This is a genomic window from Pseudomonas sp. 22490 (assembly GCF_052044465.1).
GTDB classification, from domain to species: Bacteria; Pseudomonadota; Gammaproteobacteria; order Pseudomonadales; family Pseudomonadaceae; genus Pseudomonas; species Pseudomonas aeruginosa.
Genome location: NZ_JBQENS010000010.1, coordinates 128,728 through 144,752, shown reverse-complemented (window position 1 = coordinate 144,752; position 16,025 = coordinate 128,728). Strand labels below are relative to the sequence as shown.

At 66.0% G+C, this 16,025-nt stretch carries 15 protein-coding genes; 5 read left to right on the top strand and 10 right to left on the bottom strand.

What is annotated here, in order from left to right; all coding sequences use genetic code 11:
- Nucleotides 1–172: 172 nt before the first annotated feature.
- Together ACTJJX_RS13690 and ACTJJX_RS13685 are read right to left on the bottom strand one after the other, a co-directional pair.
- Complete coding sequence (locus ACTJJX_RS13690) at nucleotides 173–640, bottom strand: inhibitor of vertebrate lysozyme family protein (protein ID WP_003114119.1); 468 nt, start codon at nucleotides 638–640, stop codon at nucleotides 173–175.
- Nucleotides 641–661: 21 nt separating this feature from the next.
- On the bottom strand, nucleotides 662–823 hold the full coding sequence (locus ACTJJX_RS13685; RefSeq protein WP_003096961.1) for a DUF1328 domain-containing protein: 162 nt from the start codon (nucleotides 821–823) through the stop codon (nucleotides 662–664).
- Nucleotides 824–1,297: 474 nt separating this feature from the next.
- Here ACTJJX_RS13685 and algB point away from each other — a divergent pair, with 474 nt between their 5' ends.
- Both algB and ACTJJX_RS13675 read left to right on the top strand, forming a co-directional pair.
- On the top strand, nucleotides 1,298–2,647 hold the full coding sequence (algB, locus tag ACTJJX_RS13680) for a sigma-54-dependent response regulator transcription factor AlgB (RefSeq protein WP_003102840.1): 1,350 nt from the start codon (nucleotides 1,298–1,300) through the stop codon (nucleotides 2,645–2,647).
- Nucleotides 2,644–4,431, top strand: a complete 1,788-nt coding sequence (locus ACTJJX_RS13675) for a KinB sensor domain-containing domain (RefSeq protein WP_023082783.1) — start codon at nucleotides 2,644–2,646, stop codon at nucleotides 4,429–4,431. The genes algB and ACTJJX_RS13675 overlap by 4 nt, the downstream gene beginning before the upstream one ends.
- A gap of 34 nt (nucleotides 4,432–4,465) precedes the next feature.
- Here the strand turns inward: ACTJJX_RS13675 and ampDh2 are convergent, their stop codons facing one another.
- The 7 genes from ampDh2 to ACTJJX_RS13640 form a co-directional block, all read right to left on the bottom strand.
- Complete coding sequence (gene ampDh2, locus ACTJJX_RS13670; protein WP_003096970.1) at nucleotides 4,466–5,245, bottom strand: N-acetylmuramoyl-L-alanine amidase AmpDh2; 780 nt, start codon at nucleotides 5,243–5,245, stop codon at nucleotides 4,466–4,468.
- A 27-nt stretch (nucleotides 5,246–5,272) separates the two neighbouring features.
- Nucleotides 5,273–5,866 (bottom strand): MarC family protein, encoded by a 594-nt coding sequence (locus ACTJJX_RS13665; protein ID WP_003102836.1) that lies wholly within the window; start codon nucleotides 5,864–5,866, stop codon nucleotides 5,273–5,275.
- A 117-nt stretch (nucleotides 5,867–5,983) separates the two neighbouring features.
- Nucleotides 5,984–7,999: a diguanylate cyclase DgcP gene (gene dgcP / locus ACTJJX_RS13660; RefSeq protein WP_016852288.1), complete on the bottom strand. Its 2,016-nt coding sequence runs from the start codon at nucleotides 7,997–7,999 to the stop codon at nucleotides 5,984–5,986.
- Nucleotides 7,996–8,874: an endonuclease/exonuclease/phosphatase family protein gene (locus tag ACTJJX_RS13655; RefSeq protein ID WP_003096975.1), complete on the bottom strand. Its 879-nt coding sequence runs from the start codon at nucleotides 8,872–8,874 to the stop codon at nucleotides 7,996–7,998. The genes dgcP and ACTJJX_RS13655 overlap by 4 nt, the downstream gene beginning before the upstream one ends.
- A 15-nt stretch (nucleotides 8,875–8,889) precedes the next feature.
- The gene (dsbA, locus tag ACTJJX_RS13650) at nucleotides 8,890–9,525 is read right to left on the bottom strand and encodes a thiol:disulfide interchange protein DsbA (protein WP_003096976.1); all 636 of its coding nucleotides are present in this window, start codon (nucleotides 9,523–9,525) and stop codon (nucleotides 8,890–8,892) included.
- A 167-nt stretch (nucleotides 9,526–9,692) separates the two neighbouring features.
- Nucleotides 9,693–10,298: a c-type cytochrome gene (locus ACTJJX_RS13645; RefSeq protein WP_003102831.1), complete on the bottom strand. Its 606-nt coding sequence runs from the start codon at nucleotides 10,296–10,298 to the stop codon at nucleotides 9,693–9,695.
- A gap of 45 nt (nucleotides 10,299–10,343) precedes the next feature.
- The gene (locus ACTJJX_RS13640) at nucleotides 10,344–10,637 is read right to left on the bottom strand and encodes a c-type cytochrome (protein WP_003096979.1); all 294 of its coding nucleotides are present in this window, start codon (nucleotides 10,635–10,637) and stop codon (nucleotides 10,344–10,346) included.
- A 183-nt stretch (nucleotides 10,638–10,820) separates the two neighbouring features.
- Here ACTJJX_RS13640 and yihA point away from each other — a divergent pair, with 183 nt between their 5' ends.
- Entirely contained in the window at nucleotides 10,821–11,468 is a 648-nt protein-coding gene (gene yihA, locus ACTJJX_RS13635; protein ID WP_003096980.1) for a ribosome biogenesis GTP-binding protein YihA/YsxC, read from the top strand.
- 263 nt (nucleotides 11,469–11,731) lie between these two features.
- Here the strand turns inward: yihA and polA are convergent, their stop codons facing one another.
- Complete coding sequence (gene polA / locus ACTJJX_RS13630; protein ID WP_003118455.1) at nucleotides 11,732–14,473, bottom strand: DNA polymerase I; 2,742 nt, start codon at nucleotides 14,471–14,473, stop codon at nucleotides 11,732–11,734.
- A gap of 77 nt (nucleotides 14,474–14,550) precedes the next feature.
- On the opposite strand from polA, the gene ACTJJX_RS13625 reads away from it, so the two are divergent.
- Nucleotides 14,551–14,841, top strand: coding sequence for a DUF2782 domain-containing protein (locus ACTJJX_RS13625; protein WP_003096984.1), 291 nt, complete (start codon nucleotides 14,551–14,553; stop codon nucleotides 14,839–14,841).
- A 33-nt stretch (nucleotides 14,842–14,874) separates the two neighbouring features.
- A complete protein-coding gene (locus ACTJJX_RS13620) occupies nucleotides 14,875–15,825 on the top strand; it encodes a homoserine kinase (protein WP_003102827.1) in 951 nt (316 codons plus the stop codon).
- Nucleotides 15,826–16,025: the final 200 nt, after the last annotated feature.

Here is a 16,025-nt window from a genome sequence, read left to right as displayed (position 1 = left end):
AAGGCAGCGAGACATCGGTGGCTCCCCTCCGGCGCGTTTTCGCCTGGCCCGACCCCGAAGGAGGTACTCCCTGTACCCCTGGAACCCGCCGGATCGACCTCACCCAGCGCATCCCGGTCCCCTGGCCATGCCCCGCTGCGGGCGGGGCGGTGTCACGCAAGCCCGTTCCGCCTCAGTACCAGTTCGGATCGGCCTTGAGTTGTTCGTCGAGGATCTTCTGTACCGCCGGTTCCGGCTTGCCCAGCCAGCGGAAGCTGGCGTGCTTGCTCGGCGACTTGTCCTGCGGCAGCCCTTCGGGCACCTGCACGTAGAGCCCGTAGGCATGACTCTTGTCCCAATCGAAGGCGACCAGCAGGCGCTGGCCCTTGCAATCGGACTTCTCGCAGAGACCGCCAACCAGATACTTGTCGCCCTGGTCGTCGACGGCATGCATCGGCGTAGCGGTTCCCGAGAGATTCATCACCCAGTCGGGCAAGCGGCTCTCGTCTTCCACCAGGTTCTGCCAGGCCTTGCGGTATCCGGCATCGGTGCTCTGCAGTTCGTTCAAGCGGTATTCGCCGTCCCTGTCGGCCGCCACCGCCAGCGAACTGGCGGCGGCACCGAGCAGCAGTGCGTTCATCAGGTTACGCATGAGTCGCATCGCTTTCTCCTTGGCATCCGGCTAGCCGCGACGGCGTCCGAAGAAGAACGAGACCACGAAGAGCACCAGGAACAGCACGAAGAGGATCTTCGCGATTCCGGTGGCGGCACCTGCGATGCCACCAAACCCGAGGACGGCAGCGATGATGGCGATGATCAGAAAGGTGATAGCCCAACTAAGCATGATGTTTTCTCCTGTGTGCCTTCGGAACTGTCGGTACCGCCTCGGGGCCAGGCCCATCGGGGTAGCGAACCGGCCTGTGTCCATTTTTTCTTCAGGGAGACCGTGACTACCTCATTGCACGCCGCATGCCAGCCTTTCTGAAAAATAAAAACACTTTTAATTCAATAAGTTATAAAACAACCCAGGTAGTCTGCGCAGTTCATCCTGCACGACGCGACAAATTATTCCGGGCGTTTTGCACGATCGGCGCGGTACGCTGTCACATGCAACAGGGAAGCGACCCGGCACCTGCTACCCGGAGCCATCCGTGAAGCCGCCACGGCTTCCCGAAAACCCAAGAACAGACATCGGCAGGTTGCACGCCGCCCTGGCCGCCCGGATGGGCGGCGGGGCGCTCTGCAACTTGCATGGGCTTTCCGGGGACTAACCCAGAAGCCGAATGGCAGTGAATTCCCTAGAGGATAAAAAGCAACGATGGAAACCACTTCCGAAAAACAGGGGCGCATCCTGCTGGTCGATGACGAGTCGGCGATCCTGCGCACTTTCCGTTATTGCCTCGAAGACGAAGGCTACAGCGTGGCCACCGCCAGCAGCGCGCCGCAGGCGGAGGCCCTGTTGCAGCGCCAGGTATTCGACCTGTGCTTCCTCGACCTGCGCCTGGGCGAAGACAACGGGCTCGACGTTCTCGCCCAGATGCGCGTCCAGGCGCCATGGATGCGCGTGGTGATCGTCACCGCGCATTCGGCGGTGGATACCGCGGTCGATGCCATGCAGGCCGGCGCGGTGGATTACCTGGTCAAGCCCTGCAGCCCGGACCAACTGCGCCTGGCCGCCGCCAAGCAACTGGAGGTGCGCCAACTGACCGCGCGCCTGGAGGCCCTGGAGGACGAAGTGCGCCGCCAGGGCGACGGCCTGGAATCGCACAGCCCGGCCATGGCCGCGGTACTGGAGACCGCGCGCCAGGTAGCGGCGACCGACGCCAACATCCTCATCCTCGGCGAATCCGGCTCCGGCAAGGGCGAACTGGCACGCGCCATCCACACCTGGAGCAAACGCGCGAAGAAGCCCCAGGTCACCATCAACTGCCCGTCGCTGACCGCCGAACTGATGGAAAGCGAACTGTTCGGGCACAGTCGCGGCGCCTTCACCGGTGCCACCGAAAGCACCCTGGGCAGGGTCAGCCAGGCTGACGGCGGCACCCTGTTCCTCGACGAGATCGGCGACTTCCCGCTGACCTTGCAACCCAAGCTGCTGCGCTTCATCCAGGACAAGGAATACGAACGCGTCGGCGATCCGGTGACCCGCCGCGCCGACGTACGCATCCTTGCCGCGACCAACCGCGACCTGGGCGCGATGGTCGCCCAGGGCCAGTTCCGCGAGGACCTGCTCTACCGCCTCAACGTGATCGTGCTCAACCTGCCTCCCCTGCGCGAACGCGCCGAGGATATCCTCGGCCTGGCCGAACGTTTCCTCGCCCGCTTCGTCAAGGACTACGGCCGCCCCGCCCGCGGCTTCAGCGAAGCCGCCCGCGAGGCCATGCGGCAATACCCCTGGCCGGGCAACGTACGCGAGCTACGCAACGTGATCGAACGCGCCAGCATCATCTGCAACCAGGAACTGGTGGATGTCGACCACCTCGGTTTCAGCGCTGCGCAATCTGCCAGCAGCGCGCCGCGGATCGGCGAATCGCTGAGCCTGGAAGACCTGGAGAAAGCCCATATCACGGCGGTGATGGCCTCCAGCGCGACCCTCGACCAGGCCGCCAAGACCCTCGGTATCGATGCCTCGACCCTGTACCGGAAGCGCAAGCAGTACGGCCTATGAGCATGCCGCTGCCGATGAAGCTCCGGACCCGGTTGTTCCTCAGCATTTCCGCGCTGATCACCGTCTCGCTGTTCGGCCTGCTGCTCGGGCTGTTCAGCGTGATGCAGCTCGGCCGCGCCCAGGAACAACGGATGTCGCACCACTACGCGACCATCGAGGTGAGCCAGCAACTGCGCCAGTTGCTCGGCGACCAGCTGGTCATACTGCTCCGCGAACCCCCCGACGGGCAGGCCCTGGAGCGCTCGCAAAACGACTTCCGACGAGTCCTGGAACAGGGCCGGGCGAATACCGTCGACAGCGCCGAGCAGGCCGCCCTGGATGGCGTTCGCGACGCCTACCTGCAACTGCAGGCGCACACCCCGGCCCTGCTCAAGGCGCCCATGGCCGACAACGACGGCTTCAGCGAAGCCTTCAATACCCTGCGCCTACGCCTGCAGGACCTGCAGCAACTGGCGCTGGCCGGCATCAGCGACGCCGAGACCAGCGCCCGCCACCGTGCCTACCTGGTCGCCGGCCTGCTTGGCCTGGTGGGCGTCGCCATCCTGCTGATCGGTTTCGTCACCGCCCACAGCATCGCCCGGCGCTTCGGCGCGCCGATCGAAACCCTGGCGCGGGCGGCGGACAGGATCGGCGAAGGCGATTTCGACGTGACCCTGCCGATGACCAACGTCGCCGAGGTCGGCCAGTTGACCCGGCGTTTCGGCCTGATGGCCGAGGCCCTGCGGCAGTATCGCAAGACCAGCGTCGAAGAGGTGCTTTCCGGCGAGCGGCGCCTGCAGGCGGTACTCGACAGCATCGACGACGGCCTGGTGATCTTCGACAACCAGGGACGCATCGAACACGCCAACCCGGTCGCGATCCGCCAGCTGTTCGTCTCCAACGACCCCCATGGCAAGCGGATCGACGAAATACTCAGCGATGTCGATGTCCAGGAGGCGGTGGAAAAGGCCCTGCTCGGCGAAGTCCAGGACGAGGCGATGCCCGACCTGGTGGTGGACGTCGCCGGCGAGTCGCGCCTGCTGGCCTGGTCGCTGTATCCGGTCACCCATCCCGGCGGGCATAGCGTCGGCGCGGTGCTGGTGGTCCGCGACGTGACCGAGCAGCGCGCCTTCGAACGGGTCCGCAGCGAATTCGTCCTGCGTGCCTCCCACGAACTGCGTACGCCGGTGACCGGCATGCAGATGGCCTTCAGCCTGCTCCGCGAACGTCTGGACTTCCCCGCGGAGTCACGGGAAGCGGACCTGATCCAGACGGTGGACGAAGAGATGTCGCGGCTGGTCCTGCTGATCAACGACCTGTTGAACTTCTCGCGCTACCAGACCGGCATGCAGAAGCTCGAACTGGCTTCCTGCGACCTCGTCGACCTGCTCACCCAGGCGCAGCAGCGTTTCATTCCCAAGGGCGAGGCCCGCCGGGTCTCGCTGCAACTGGAGCTGGGCGATGAGCTGCCGCGCCTGCAGCTCGATCGCCTGCAGATCGAGCGGGTGATCGACAACCTGCTGGAAAACGCCCTGCGCCATAGCAGCGAAGGCGGGCAGATCCACCTGCAGGCCCGGCGCCAGGGCGACCGGGTGCTGATCGCGGTGGAAGACAATGGCGAAGGCATTCCCTTCAGCCAGCAAGGACGGATCTTCGAGCCTTTCGTCCAGGTCGGACGCAAGAAGGGCGGCGCCGGCCTCGGCCTGGCGCTGTGCAAGGAAATCATCCAGCTGCATGGCGGGCGCATCGCGGTGCGCTCGCAACCGGGCCAGGGCGCGCGCTTCTACATGCTGCTGCCGGTGTGACCGGGGCCGCTCCCGGCAGGCTTTTCCACAGGCCTCAGGAAGTCGGCACCGCCAGCAGCAGGGCGGCGGTTTCCAGGTCCGGCTCGCCATCGAAGCGGGCCGGACGGTATTTCATCTGGAAAGCGCCGATGACGTCGCGGGTGTCCTTCTCCAGCTCGCCGGTCTGCGGCACCAGGTAACCGTGCCGCGCCAACTGCTGCTGGAACCAGCGCACATCCGGCAGCTGGCCGTTCAGTTCGGCGAGCCGGCGCGCCAATTCGCCGGGCTTCGGCCAGGGCACCAGGCCGGCGTCGGCGAGGCGCTTCCAGGGGAACAGCGGACCCGGATCGACCTTGCGGCCCGGCGCGATATCGCTGTGTCCGATGATCCGGTCCGGGGTGATGCCGTGGCGCTTGGCGATGTCCTTCAACAGGGGGATCAGCGCCTGGATCTGCGCTTCGCTGAACGGATACCAGACCCGCCCCTGGGGTGTATCGCGATAGCCCTGGTTGACGATCTCGATGCCGATCGAGGTGGCGTTCAGCCAGGTCCGGCCCTGCCATTCACTGACCCCGGCGTGCCAGGCGCGGCGGTTCTCATCCACCAGGCGGTAGACGGTGGCCGGCTCGTCGTCGCCGATCAGGTAGTGCGCGCTGACGCCGCCGTGGGTGAGGATGCCCAGCGAATGCGGCAGATCGGTGGAGGTGTAGTGGAGGACGATGAACTGGACGCGGCTGTCCTGGTTCGCCGAGGTGTAGTCGGTGTTCAGGCGCGGGCCGCTGGAGCAGCCGGCCAGCAGCGACAGGGTGAAAGCCAGTAGAACGAACGAACGCATGATGACTCCGAAAGATAGGCAGCGTGGTCAGGCGGCGATGTGCAACACGCTGCGCAGGTTGTCCAACAGCATATCGACGCTGAGCATGATCAGCAGCATGCCGGCCAGCCGCTCGATGGCGGTCAGCCCGCGCGGGCCGAGGAAACGCTGGAGGAACGCCGCCTGCAGCAGGATCAGCGCAGTAGCGGCCCAGGCCAGCACCACCGCCAGGTAAAGCTCCCACAGCGGACCGTCGAAGGTGGTGCGCAGGGTGATCAGCATCGCCAGCGCCGAGGGCCCGGCCACCGCCGGGGTGGCCAGGGGTACCAGCAGCGGCTCGCCGTCGGGCACTTCGCCGAGCAGCCCTTGGGGCGACGGGAAGATCAGGCGCATGGCGATCACGAACAGGATGATGCCACCCGCGATCCCGGTCGCCTCGCGGGACAGGCCGAGGCCGCTGAGGATGTGCTCGCCGAGGGTGAGGAAGAGCAGCAGCAGACCCAGGGCGAAGGCCAGCTCGCGAAACGCCACGCGCAGGCGGCGCCCAGGTGCGACGCCTTTCAGCGCGGCGAGGAACACGGCGATGTTGCCGAAGGGGTCGGTGACCAGAAAGATCAGGACGGCGACGCCGAACATATCCATGGGAGTTTCCAGAGCGGGACAGCCGGTCATTCTACCGGGCGGGACCATTCTAGCGAGCCGCGGCAACACCTGCAGGCGAGCCCGTCCCGAGTCGTCGGAATGTGCGCTGGTCGCCCTTCAGGCCACTTCCAGGCGGTCCCGGCCGGCGCGCTTGGCTCGATACAGCGCCTGGTCGGCACGCTCGAAAACCGCTTCGCCGGCCTCGTTGCCTTCGAACGCGGTGATGCCGGCGGAACAGGTGATGCTCAGGGGCTCGCCCTTGAAATGGAACGGACAGGCGGCGATCGCCGCGCGCAGCCGTTCGAGCAGTTGCCGGCCGGCTTCCAGGGACGTGGCCGGGAGCAGGACGACGAACTCCTCGCCGCCGAAACGGGCGATGAAATCGGCCTGGCGCAACCGTTTGCGCAATTCGCCGGCAATGATCTTCAGCACCTTGTCCCCGGCCAGGTGGCCGAAGTCGTCGTTGATCCGCTTGAAGTGGTCGATGTCCAGCACCGCCAGCAGCAGATCGCCGCCGTCCCGGTGCCGGCGCGCCACTTCCTGTTCCAGGCGCTCGCTGAGCGCCGCGCGGTTGGGCAGGCCGGTCAGCGGATCGGTCAGGGCTTTCTGTCGCTGGTCCTCCAGGTGGCTGTGGAACGCCTTGGCATCCTGCTCCATGCTGTTGACCCGCTCCATCAGCGCCTGCAGGCGGCCGGACACCTCCTGTTCGTGCTCGGCCTGTTCGCGCTGGTGTTCGTCCATGGAGGCAAGCAGGCCGTTCAGCCGGCTGTCCACCGCCAGCTTGAGGCTGTTCAGGTCGGTCGCCTGCTGCACGCTGGCCTGCAGGCCACTGACCTGCTCACGCAGCGATTGGTCGAAGCCGCGCGCGTTGTCCAGCACGTCGGTATAGCCGGCGTGGGCGTCGCCCAGGTGGCCGAGGAAGCTTTCCAGGCGCTCGTTGAGTTGCCGCAGGTATTCCTCGAAGTCGCGCTGGCCACTGTCCGCCAGGGACAGCACCAGCACCGCCAGGTCGTCGAGTACCGGCACCAGCTCATACCAGTTCAGGCTGCCATCGATCCGCTCCCGCAGCGCCTCGGCCTGGGGCTGGTGGCTGCTCGGCAGGGACAGGCCGTCGAGCAGCCGCAGCAGGCTGGCCTCGATGTGCGGCGCCACCGCGCTGTAGCCGGGCTCCGGTATCGGCGGCGGCAGTTCGTAGGCCTCGTCTACCGCCTGCCCGTCGAGGTTATCCACAGGGGTGGCCGGAGCTTCGGGCGCGCTTTCAACGTCCGCCGGCATTGCGGGCGACGGCTCCGCACCCGCTTCTTCCAGCGTCTCGCTAAAGCTCAGGCCGGCCGGTAGCGGCAGGCTGTCGAGCCAGATTTCCCGGGCCTCATCCAGCAGGATCTGGTTCGGCTCGCCACGCTCGGCGACCCCGACCCAACCCGCTGGCGCGCTTTCGATGGCGGCGACCGTGCAGGCGGGCAACGGCTGCGGCGGACCGCCTGGCGCCTCGTCGTGCTCGGCGACCGGCAGGGACGGCGCGGCCGCCGCCGGTTGGATCGGTGTATTGCTTGCCGCCACAACGGACGGCACCGATGCGCTCGGCTCCGCGGCGGTTTCCGACTCCTTGCCGCCGAACAGGCGTTGCAACAGGCTCGGGCGACCGTCTTCGGCATCGCCGCCCTTGCGCTCGGCCAGCGCCTGGCGTTGCAGCCTGCTCAGCTCGCTGAGCAGGATCGGAATCTCGCGCGACTGCCGGGCGCGCTCCTCGATATCGCGGGCGAACTGCTTCAGCGGCTTGCGCAGTTCCCGCGGCAGGTCCAGGGCCAGCAACTGCTGGGCCAGTTCGCCGAGAGCATCGATGTTCTGCTGGGTGCGTTGCTGGCGGCGCTGTTCGGAGTCGAGCACGGCCTTTTCCAGGCGCGGAATCAGGCCCGACAGGCCGGCGTCCATGTCGTCGCGACGGAGGATCTCGCGCAGCTCCTTCATGCACTGGTCGACCGCCTTGTCGCTGCCTTCGGCCGCCAGACTGCTACGCACCAGGCCGCGACGCAGCAGGTCGATGCGGGCATCCCAGCGCCGTTGCAGGCGCTCCTGCTGCTCGATGTTCTCCAGGTACTTGTCTTTCCAGCGCTGGACGTCGTCGCGACTCATGGCGGACTCCCGGCATCCCCGCGCACGACCAAGGCCTTGTCGCGCAGGTTGTCCGGCAGGCGAATCTCCACCGATACCGGCAGATGGTCGGAGATCGGCTGGTCGAGCACGTCGACCCGCTCGAGAGCGAGATCGGAACTGAGCAGGATGTGATCGAGATTGCGCTGCGGCCGCCAGCTGGGAAACGTCGCCTCGACCTGCGGCGCCATCAGGCCGAGGTCGCGCAGGGGCGAGTTTTCCAGAAGATCGACGGCGTGGGTGTTCATGTCGCCCATCAGCACCTGGTGGCGGTAGTCGCCGATCAGCTCGCGGATATAGGCGAGCTGGCGGGTGCGGGTGCGAGCGCCGAGAGCGAGATGCATCATCACTACCACCAGCGCGTCGGCGCCTTCGCCAAAGCGCACGAAGATCGCGCCGCGTCCCGGCGGACCGGGCAACGGATGATCTTCCAGCAGGGTCGGCCGCCAGCGGCTGAGCAGGCCGTTGCTGTGCTGGGCGATACGCCCGAGGTTGCGGTTGAGCTGCTGGTACCAGTAGGGGAACGCCCCCAACTGGGCCAAGTGCTCGACCTGATTGACGTAGCCGGAACGCAGGCTGCCGCCGTCGGCTTCCTGGAGGGCGACGAGGTCGTAGTCGGCGAGCAGTTCGCCGATCCGCTTCAGGTTGGTCGCCCGCCCCGCGTGGGGCAGCAGGTGCTGCCAACCGCGGGTCAGGTAGTGGCGGTAGCGCTCGGTGCTGATACCGACCTGGATGTTGAAGCTGAGAAGGCGCAGGCGGCCGTCGTCGGGCAGCTCCCGCGAATCGTCACAGGAGGGGTTCACTCGCGGGTCGCAGCTACCTGCGACCCGAGGTTCACGCTGCCAGCGGCGCAACATGCCGAATCACCTTGCCTACTTCTTGGCCGCTGCGCGCTCTTTCTCGATCAGGTAGTCGGCCAGCTTGAGGGTTTCCTCCGGACCACCGGCGGAGCCGATGTCGAAGCGGTATTTGCCATTGACCACCATGGTCGGTACGCCGGTGACCTGGTAGGCCATCGCCAGCTTCTTGGCCTTTTCCATCTGGCCCTTGATGGCAAAGGAATTATAGGTGCTCAGGAATTTTTCCTTGTCCACGCCCTTGCCGGCGAGGAAATCGGCCATTTCTTCCGGAGTGGCGAGCTTCTTGTGCTCCTTGTGGATCGCCTCGAACACGGCGTTGTGTACGTCATGCTCGACACCCATGCTTTCCAGGGTCAGGAACATCTGCCCATGGACGTTCCAGATACCGCCGAACAGGGCAGGCAGGCGCACGAAATGGACATCTGCCGGCAGCTTCTCGCTCCACGGCACGATGGTCGGCTCGAACGCGTAGCAATGCGGGCAGCCATACCAGAACAGTTCCACCACTTCGATCTTGCCCGGCTGGGACACCGGCACCGGGCTGCTCAGCTCGACGTATTCCTTGCCGGCGGTATAGTCGTCGGCCTGGGCGGCCATGCCGAACAGGCTGGCCATGGCCAGCATGGCGGTGAGAATCAGGTTACGCATCGTTCACTCCTAGGCGAGGTCAGTGCCGCTCTCCGGCCGGGTTCGGCCCGGTCAGTTCGACCGGGGGGAGCGGTCACGGGTTCCAGCATTGTAGCGATGGCGGACGCAAAAAAGGGCAGCCGAGGCCACCCTTTTTCATACATCTTTTTTGCCGTGCTACGCAGCGATCAGTGCAGACCCTGGATGTAGCTGGAAATCGCGGCGATGTCCTTGTTCGACAGCTTGGCGGCGATGGACTGCATGATCTTGGTGTCGCCGTCGTTGGTGCGGGTGCCTTCGCGGAAGTCGGTCAGCTGCTTGGCCACGTAGGTCGCGTGCTGGCCGCCCAGGTGCGGGAAACCGGCGGTTGCGATGCCGACGCCGCTCGGGGAATGGCAACCGGTGCAGGCCGGCATGCCTTCGGCGATCTTGCCGCCGCGGAACAGCGCTTCGCCCTGGGCCACCAGGTTCGGATCGGCCATGCCGACGCTCATCTTCTGGCTGGCGAAGTAGGCGGCGATGTCGGCCAGGTCCTGGTCGCTGAGGTTGGTCAGCAGCCCGGTCATTTCCAGCACGGTACGCTTGCCGTCCTTGATGTCATGCATCTGCTTGAGCAGGTAACGCTCGCCCTGGCCGGCCAGTTTCGGGAAGTTCGGCGCCGGGCTGTTGCCATCCGCACCGTGACAGGCGCCGCACACCGCGGCTTTCGCCTGGCCCGCGGCGGCATCGCCAGCGGCATGGGCAAGGCCGGTCAGACCCAGGGTCAACAGCAGACTCACGAGAAGTTTGTTCATCAGCTAATCCAATTACGGCTAAGGGTGAAAGATAGTGGGCTTCGGCTACTTCTTCACCATCCACTGGATGGTTGCCTGGTAGTCTTCGGCACTGCAGTCGGTGCACAGGCCGCGGGGCGGCATGGCGTTGAATCCGTTGGTCACATGCTGGACCAGGGTCGGCATGCCCTTGGCCAGCCGCGGCTCCCAGGCGGCATGGTCGCCCTTTTTCGGCGCCATCGGCAGCTGGCCGTCGTGACACGCGCCACAGGTCCGGTTGAACACTGCTTCCGGGTCCTGCGCCGCCTGCGCCGTAACGGCCACCGCAACGACTGTCGCTGCGAGCAGCAGTTTCTTCATGATCGTCCTCATCAGGGGGAACGCCCGCGTTCTACCGCGCGGAAAATGCTCTGTCCGTTCCCGCGCGCGCTCGACCCTGGGGGATAAAGCGCACACAAAATCCGCGGCATTATATACTTCCGATACCGAAACGGAAACGAAACAGCCCCCCGCGACACCGAGTCGCACCCCTGTGGATAACCCATGTCAGAGAAGAACCCCATCGTCGGCCTGTGCCAGAAGGCCAGCTTTCTCATCAGTGCCGCCCAGGTCGACCAGTGCCCCCCCGACGAAGGCCTGGAAGTCGCTTTCGCCGGGCGCTCCAATGCCGGCAAGTCGAGCGCGCTGAACACCCTCACCCACGCCAACCTGGCGCGCACCTCGAAAACCCCGGGACGTACCCAACTGCTCAATTTCTTCGCCCTGGACGACTCGCGGCGCCTGGTGGACCTGCCCGGCTACGGCTACGCGAAGGTGCCGATCCCCCTGAAGCAGCACTGGCAGCGCCACCTGGAAGCCTACCTGAGCAGCCGCGCAAGCCTGGCCGGGGTGTTCCTGATGATGGACATCCGCCACCCGCTCACCGACTTCGACCGACTGATGCTGGATTGGGCCCAGGCCAGCCAGCTACCGATCCATGTACTGATGACCAAGGCCGACAAGCTGGCCTTCGGCGCGGCCAAGAACGCCCTGCTCAAGGTACGCCGGGAAGTCCAGCAAGGCTGGGGCGACGTCGCCACCCTGCAACTGTTCTCCGCGCCCAAGCGCCAGGGCGTCGACGAGGCGCAAATGGTCCTGGCGCAATGGCTGGGCCTGCTGGACGAGGAACAAGAGGCGTTCGAGGAAGCCTGAATTCCAGGCAAAAAAAACCCCGAGCTTCGTATGGGGAGGGGGAAGTTCGGGGTTCAAGTCCGGACCGCTAGGGCGGGGTCCAGGAATCTGCCAACACTAAACACTGCAAAGGAGCATCGAAGGGCTCAAGAAGCCATTCGTGTGTTCTGACTGTCGGCAAAACGGGAAAGTTCAGCGCACCGCGAAAAACTTTTCCACGGCACCCTCACCGGGCACTCCGGACCTGCTCGCAAGGCCCGCCACACGGGCCTCGCAACCGTTCATCAGTGGGCTTCGTCCCAGTTCGAACCGACACCCGCCTCGACCACCAGCGGTACGTCCAGGGTCGCCGCTCCGCTCATCAGCGGGCGGATTCCCTCGCACACCTGCTCGACCAGCTCCTCGCGCACTTCCAGCACCAGTTCGTCGTGCACCTGGAGGATCACCCGGGCATCGAGGCCGCTTTCCTGCAGCCAGTTATCCACAGCGACCATGGCGCGCTTCATGATGTCCGCCGCCGTGCCCTGCATCGGCGCGTTGATCGCGGTGCGCTCGGCGGCCTTGCGCATGGCGCCGTTCTTCGAATGGATCTCCGGCAGGTACAGGCGACGGCCGAACAGGGTTTCGACGAAGCCCTGCTCCGCGGCCTGGGCGCGGGTCCGTTCCATGTACGCCAGGACGCCGGGGTAGCGGGCGAAGTAACGGTCGATGTAGGCCTGGGCCTCCTTGCGCTCGACACCGATCTGCTTGGCCAGGCCGAAGGCGCTCATGCCGTAGATCAATCCGAAGTTGATCGCCTTGGCGCTGCGTCGCTGGTCGCCGCTGACGTCTTCCAGCGGCACGCCGAAGACTTCCGCCGCGGTGGCGCGGTGTACGTCCAGGTCGTGGCGGAAGGCATCCAGCAGGCCATCGTCCTTGGCCAGGTGGGCCATGATCCGCAGCTCGATCTGCGAGTAGTCCGCGGCCAATAGCTTGTAGCCCTGCGGCGCGACGAACGCCTGGCGGATGCGCCGGCCCTCCGCGGTACGGATCGGGATGTTCTGCAGGTTCGGGTCGCTCGACGACAGCCGCCCGGTAGCCGCCACCGCCTGGTGGTATGAGGTATGGATGCGTCCGGTACGCGGGTTGATCTGCTCGGGCAGGCGGTCGGTGTAGGTGCTCTTGAGCTTGCTCATGGAGCGGTACTGCATGATCACCTTGGGCAGCTCGAAGTCCTGCTCGGCCAGTTCGGCGAGCACTGCCTCGGCGGTGGACGGCTGGCCGGTCGCGGTCTTGCTCAGAACCGGCAGGCCGAGCTTGTCGTAGAGGATCGCGCCGAGCTGCTTGGGCGAGCCGAGGTTGAATTCCTGCCCTGCCAGGTCGTATGCCTGGCGCTCCAGGGCGACCATCTTCTCGCCCAGTTCGCGGCTCTGGATGCCCAGCAGGTTGGCGTCGACCAGCGCGCCGTTGCGCTCGATCCGCGCCAGCACCGGTACCAACGGCATCTCGATGTCGGTCAGGACCCTGGCCAGGGACGGGATCGCCTCCAGCTTCTGCCACAGGGCCTGGTGCAGGCGCAGGGTCACGTCGGCGTCCTCCGCCGCATAGGGCCCGGCCTGTTCGATGGCGATCTGGTCGAAGGTCAGTTGCTTGGCGCCCTTGCCGGCGATGTCCTCGAAACGGATGGTGCTGTGGCCGAGGTACTTCAGGGCCAGGCTGTCCATGTCGTGGCGAGTGGCGGTGGAGTCCAGCACATAGGACTCGAGCATGGTGTCGTAGGCTACGCCCCGCAGCGCGATGGGGGTGCTGGCATTGGCCAGGACATTGATGTCGTACTTGGCATGCTGGCCGACCTTGAGCTTCTTCGGATCCTCCAGCAGCGGTTTCAACGCACGCAGCACCGCGTCACGGTCCAGTTGCTCGGGAACGCCCATGTAGCTGTGGGCCAGCGGCACGTAGGCGGCCTCGCCCTCCTTCACGGCGAAGGACACCCCCACCACCTGCGCCTGCTGGGCGTCGATGCTGGTGGTCTCGGTATCGAAGGCGATCAGCTCGGCCTCCTCCAGCTTCTTCAGCCAGGCGTCGAATCCGGCCTGGTCGAGCACCACGTCGTAGTCGACCTCGGCCTGGATAGGCGTTTCCGCCTCGCCGTTCTCGCCGGCCTCCTTGGCCTCGCGCAGGAGGTCGTCCAGCCAGTTCTTGAACTCCAGCTCGCGGTACAGGGCGATCAGCGCTTCGCGCTGCGGCTCGCCGGGATACAGCTTGTCGATCTCCACGTCCAGTTCGACGTCGGTCTTGATGGTCGCCAGTTGATAGGACAGGAACGCCTGCTCGCGATTTTCCTCGAGCTTCGCCGGCAAGCCCTTGGCGCCGCGGATCGGTAGCTCGGGCACCTTGTCCAGGCTGGCGTAGAGCACCTCCAGGCCGCCACCGACACCGGTCAGCAGGCCCAGCGCGGTTTTCTCGCCGACACCCGGAACGCCGGGGATGTTGTCGACCTTGTCGCCCATCAGGGCGAGGAAATCGATGATCAGCTCAGGACCGACGCCGAATTTCTCTTTCACGCCATCCACGTCGAGGCGGCTACCGGTCATGGTGTTGACCAGCGTAATGTGCCCGTCGACCAGTTGCGCCATGTCCTTGTCGCCGGTGGAAATCACCACCGGGCGGTCAGCCGCGGCGCTGCTGCGCGCCAGGGTGCCGATCACGTCGTCGGCCTCGACCCCCTCCACGCACAGCAGCGGCAGGCCAAGGGCGCGGACGCTGGCATGCAGCGGCTCGACCTGGACCCGCAGGTCGTCGGGCATCGACGGCCGGTTGGCCTTGTACTCGGCGAATAGCTCGTCGCGGAAGGTCGGGCCCTTGGCGTCGAAGACCACCGCGAACGGGCTGTCCGGGTACTGCTTGCGCAGGCTCAGGAGCATGTTCAGCACGCCCTTCACCGCACCGGTGGGCTTGCCGGTCGAGGTGGTCAGCGGCGGCAGGGCATGGAAGGCGCGGTACAGGTACGAGGAACCGTCCACCAGGACGAGGGGCGCTTGGCTCATGAGGGGAATCAACCTTTTCCGGAGACCAGGGCGTGTAGAATGAACCCTGGACGATTCGATAAAGGAGCAAGGTTACCATGCGTACGCTGAACCGCTTGATGCTCGCCGGACTGCTGGCGTTCGCCCCGCTCGTCGCGATGGCGGCGGATGACGACGCGCCCTCCGGCGAGCCCGACGTAACCATCCGCCAGGAGGGCGACAAGACCATCCAGGAATACCGCGTGAATGGCTTCCTCTACGCCATCAAGGTGGTTCCCAAGCATGGCAAACCCTATTTCCTGGTCCGCGCCGACGGCAGCGATGGCAACTTCATTCGCTCCGACCAGCCGGACAAGCTGATTCCACAATGGGAGATCTTCAGCTGGTGATGTGCATTTCCAACCTGGCGAGGCCGCGCTGACATGTCGGTGTTCACCCCACTCGAACGCTCGACCCTGGAAGCCTTCCTCGCCCCCTACGACCTGGGCCGCCTGCGGGATTTCCGTGGCATCGCCGAAGGCTCCGAGAACAGCAACTTCTTCGTCAGCCTGGAACACGGCGAGTTCGTCCTGACCCTGGTCGAGCGCGGCCCGGTGCAGGACCTGCCGTTCTTCATCGAACTGCTCGACGTGCTCCACGAGGACGGCCTGCCGGTGCCCTACGCCCTGCGCACCCGCGACGGCGAGGCCCTGCGCCGTCTCGAAGGCAAGCCGGCGCTGCTGCAACCGCGCCTGGCCGGCCGCCACGAGCGGCAGCCGAACGCCCACCACTGCCAGGAAGTGGGCGATCTGCTCGGCCACCTTCACGCCGCCACCCGCGGGCGCATCCTCGAACGCCCGAGCGACCGTGGCCTGCCCTGGATGCTGGAACAAGGTGCCAACCTCGCCCCGCGACTACCGGAACAGGCCCGCGCCCTGCTCGCCCCGGCCCTGGCGGAGATCGCCGCGCTGGATGCCGAGCGTCCAGCGCTGCCGCGCGCCAACCTGCATGCCGACCTGTTCCGCGACAACGTGCTGTTCGACGGCCCGCACCTGGCCGGCCTGATCGACTTCTACAACGCCTGCTCCGGCTGGATGCTCTACGACCTGGCGATCACCCTGAACGACTGGTGCTCCAATACCGACGGCAGCCTGGACCCGGCCCGCGCCCGCGCCCTGCTCGCCGCCTACGCCAACCGCCGGCCGTTCACCGCGCTGGAAGCCGAGCACTGGCCGAGCATGCTGCGGGTCGCCTGCGTGCGCTTCTGGCTGTCGCGACTGATCGCCGCCGAGGCGTTCGCCGGACAGGACGTGCTGATCCATGATCCGGCGGAGTTCGAGATGCGCCTGGCGCAACGGCAGAACGTGGAGATTCATTTGCCGTTTGCGTTGTAGGCAGGAACCACAGGAGCACAGCCGTCCTGCGGCCGTTCGCCCTTCAAAAACCATGCGGTTCGGCGTCTTGGAGTGAGGCCGAGCCGACATCCTGTCGAGGCTTCGTCGTTCAGCCCACCCCCGGCCCGGCCATCCTGGCCGGTCGTTCGCCCTTCAAAACGCATGCGGTTTGGCGTCTGGGGTGAAGCCGAGCCGACATC

Coding starts and splice junctions, on each gene's coding strand:
- ACTJJX_RS13690 (WP_003114119.1), bottom strand. CDS start 640: ATGCGACTCATGCGTAACCTGATGAACGCACTGCTGCTCGGTGCCGCC.
- ACTJJX_RS13685 (WP_003096961.1), bottom strand. CDS start 823: ATGCTTAGTTGGGCTATCACCTTTCTGATCATCGCCATCATCGCTGCC.
- algB (WP_003102840.1), top strand. CDS start 1,298: ATGGAAACCACTTCCGAAAAACAGGGGCGCATCCTGCTGGTCGATGAC.
- ACTJJX_RS13675 (WP_023082783.1), top strand. CDS start 2,644: ATGAGCATGCCGCTGCCGATGAAGCTCCGGACCCGGTTGTTCCTCAGC.
- ampDh2 (WP_003096970.1), bottom strand. CDS start 5,245: ATGCGTTCGTTCGTTCTACTGGCTTTCACCCTGTCGCTGCTGGCCGGC.
- ACTJJX_RS13665 (WP_003102836.1), bottom strand. CDS start 5,866: ATGGATATGTTCGGCGTCGCCGTCCTGATCTTTCTGGTCACCGACCCC.
- dgcP (WP_016852288.1), bottom strand. CDS start 7,999: ATGAGTCGCGACGACGTCCAGCGCTGGAAAGACAAGTACCTGGAGAAC.
- ACTJJX_RS13655 (WP_003096975.1), bottom strand. CDS start 8,874: ATGTTGCGCCGCTGGCAGCGTGAACCTCGGGTCGCAGGTAGCTGCGAC.
- dsbA (WP_003096976.1), bottom strand. CDS start 9,525: ATGCGTAACCTGATTCTCACCGCCATGCTGGCCATGGCCAGCCTGTTC.
- ACTJJX_RS13645 (WP_003102831.1), bottom strand. CDS start 10,298: ATGAACAAACTTCTCGTGAGTCTGCTGTTGACCCTGGGTCTGACCGGC.
- ACTJJX_RS13640 (WP_003096979.1), bottom strand. CDS start 10,637: ATGAAGAAACTGCTGCTCGCAGCGACAGTCGTTGCGGTGGCCGTTACG.
- yihA (WP_003096980.1), top strand. CDS start 10,821: ATGTCAGAGAAGAACCCCATCGTCGGCCTGTGCCAGAAGGCCAGCTTT.
- polA (WP_003118455.1), bottom strand. CDS start 14,473: ATGAGCCAAGCGCCCCTCGTCCTGGTGGACGGTTCCTCGTACCTGTAC.
- ACTJJX_RS13625 (WP_003096984.1), top strand. CDS start 14,551: ATGCGTACGCTGAACCGCTTGATGCTCGCCGGACTGCTGGCGTTCGCC.
- ACTJJX_RS13620 (WP_003102827.1), top strand. CDS start 14,875: ATGTCGGTGTTCACCCCACTCGAACGCTCGACCCTGGAAGCCTTCCTC.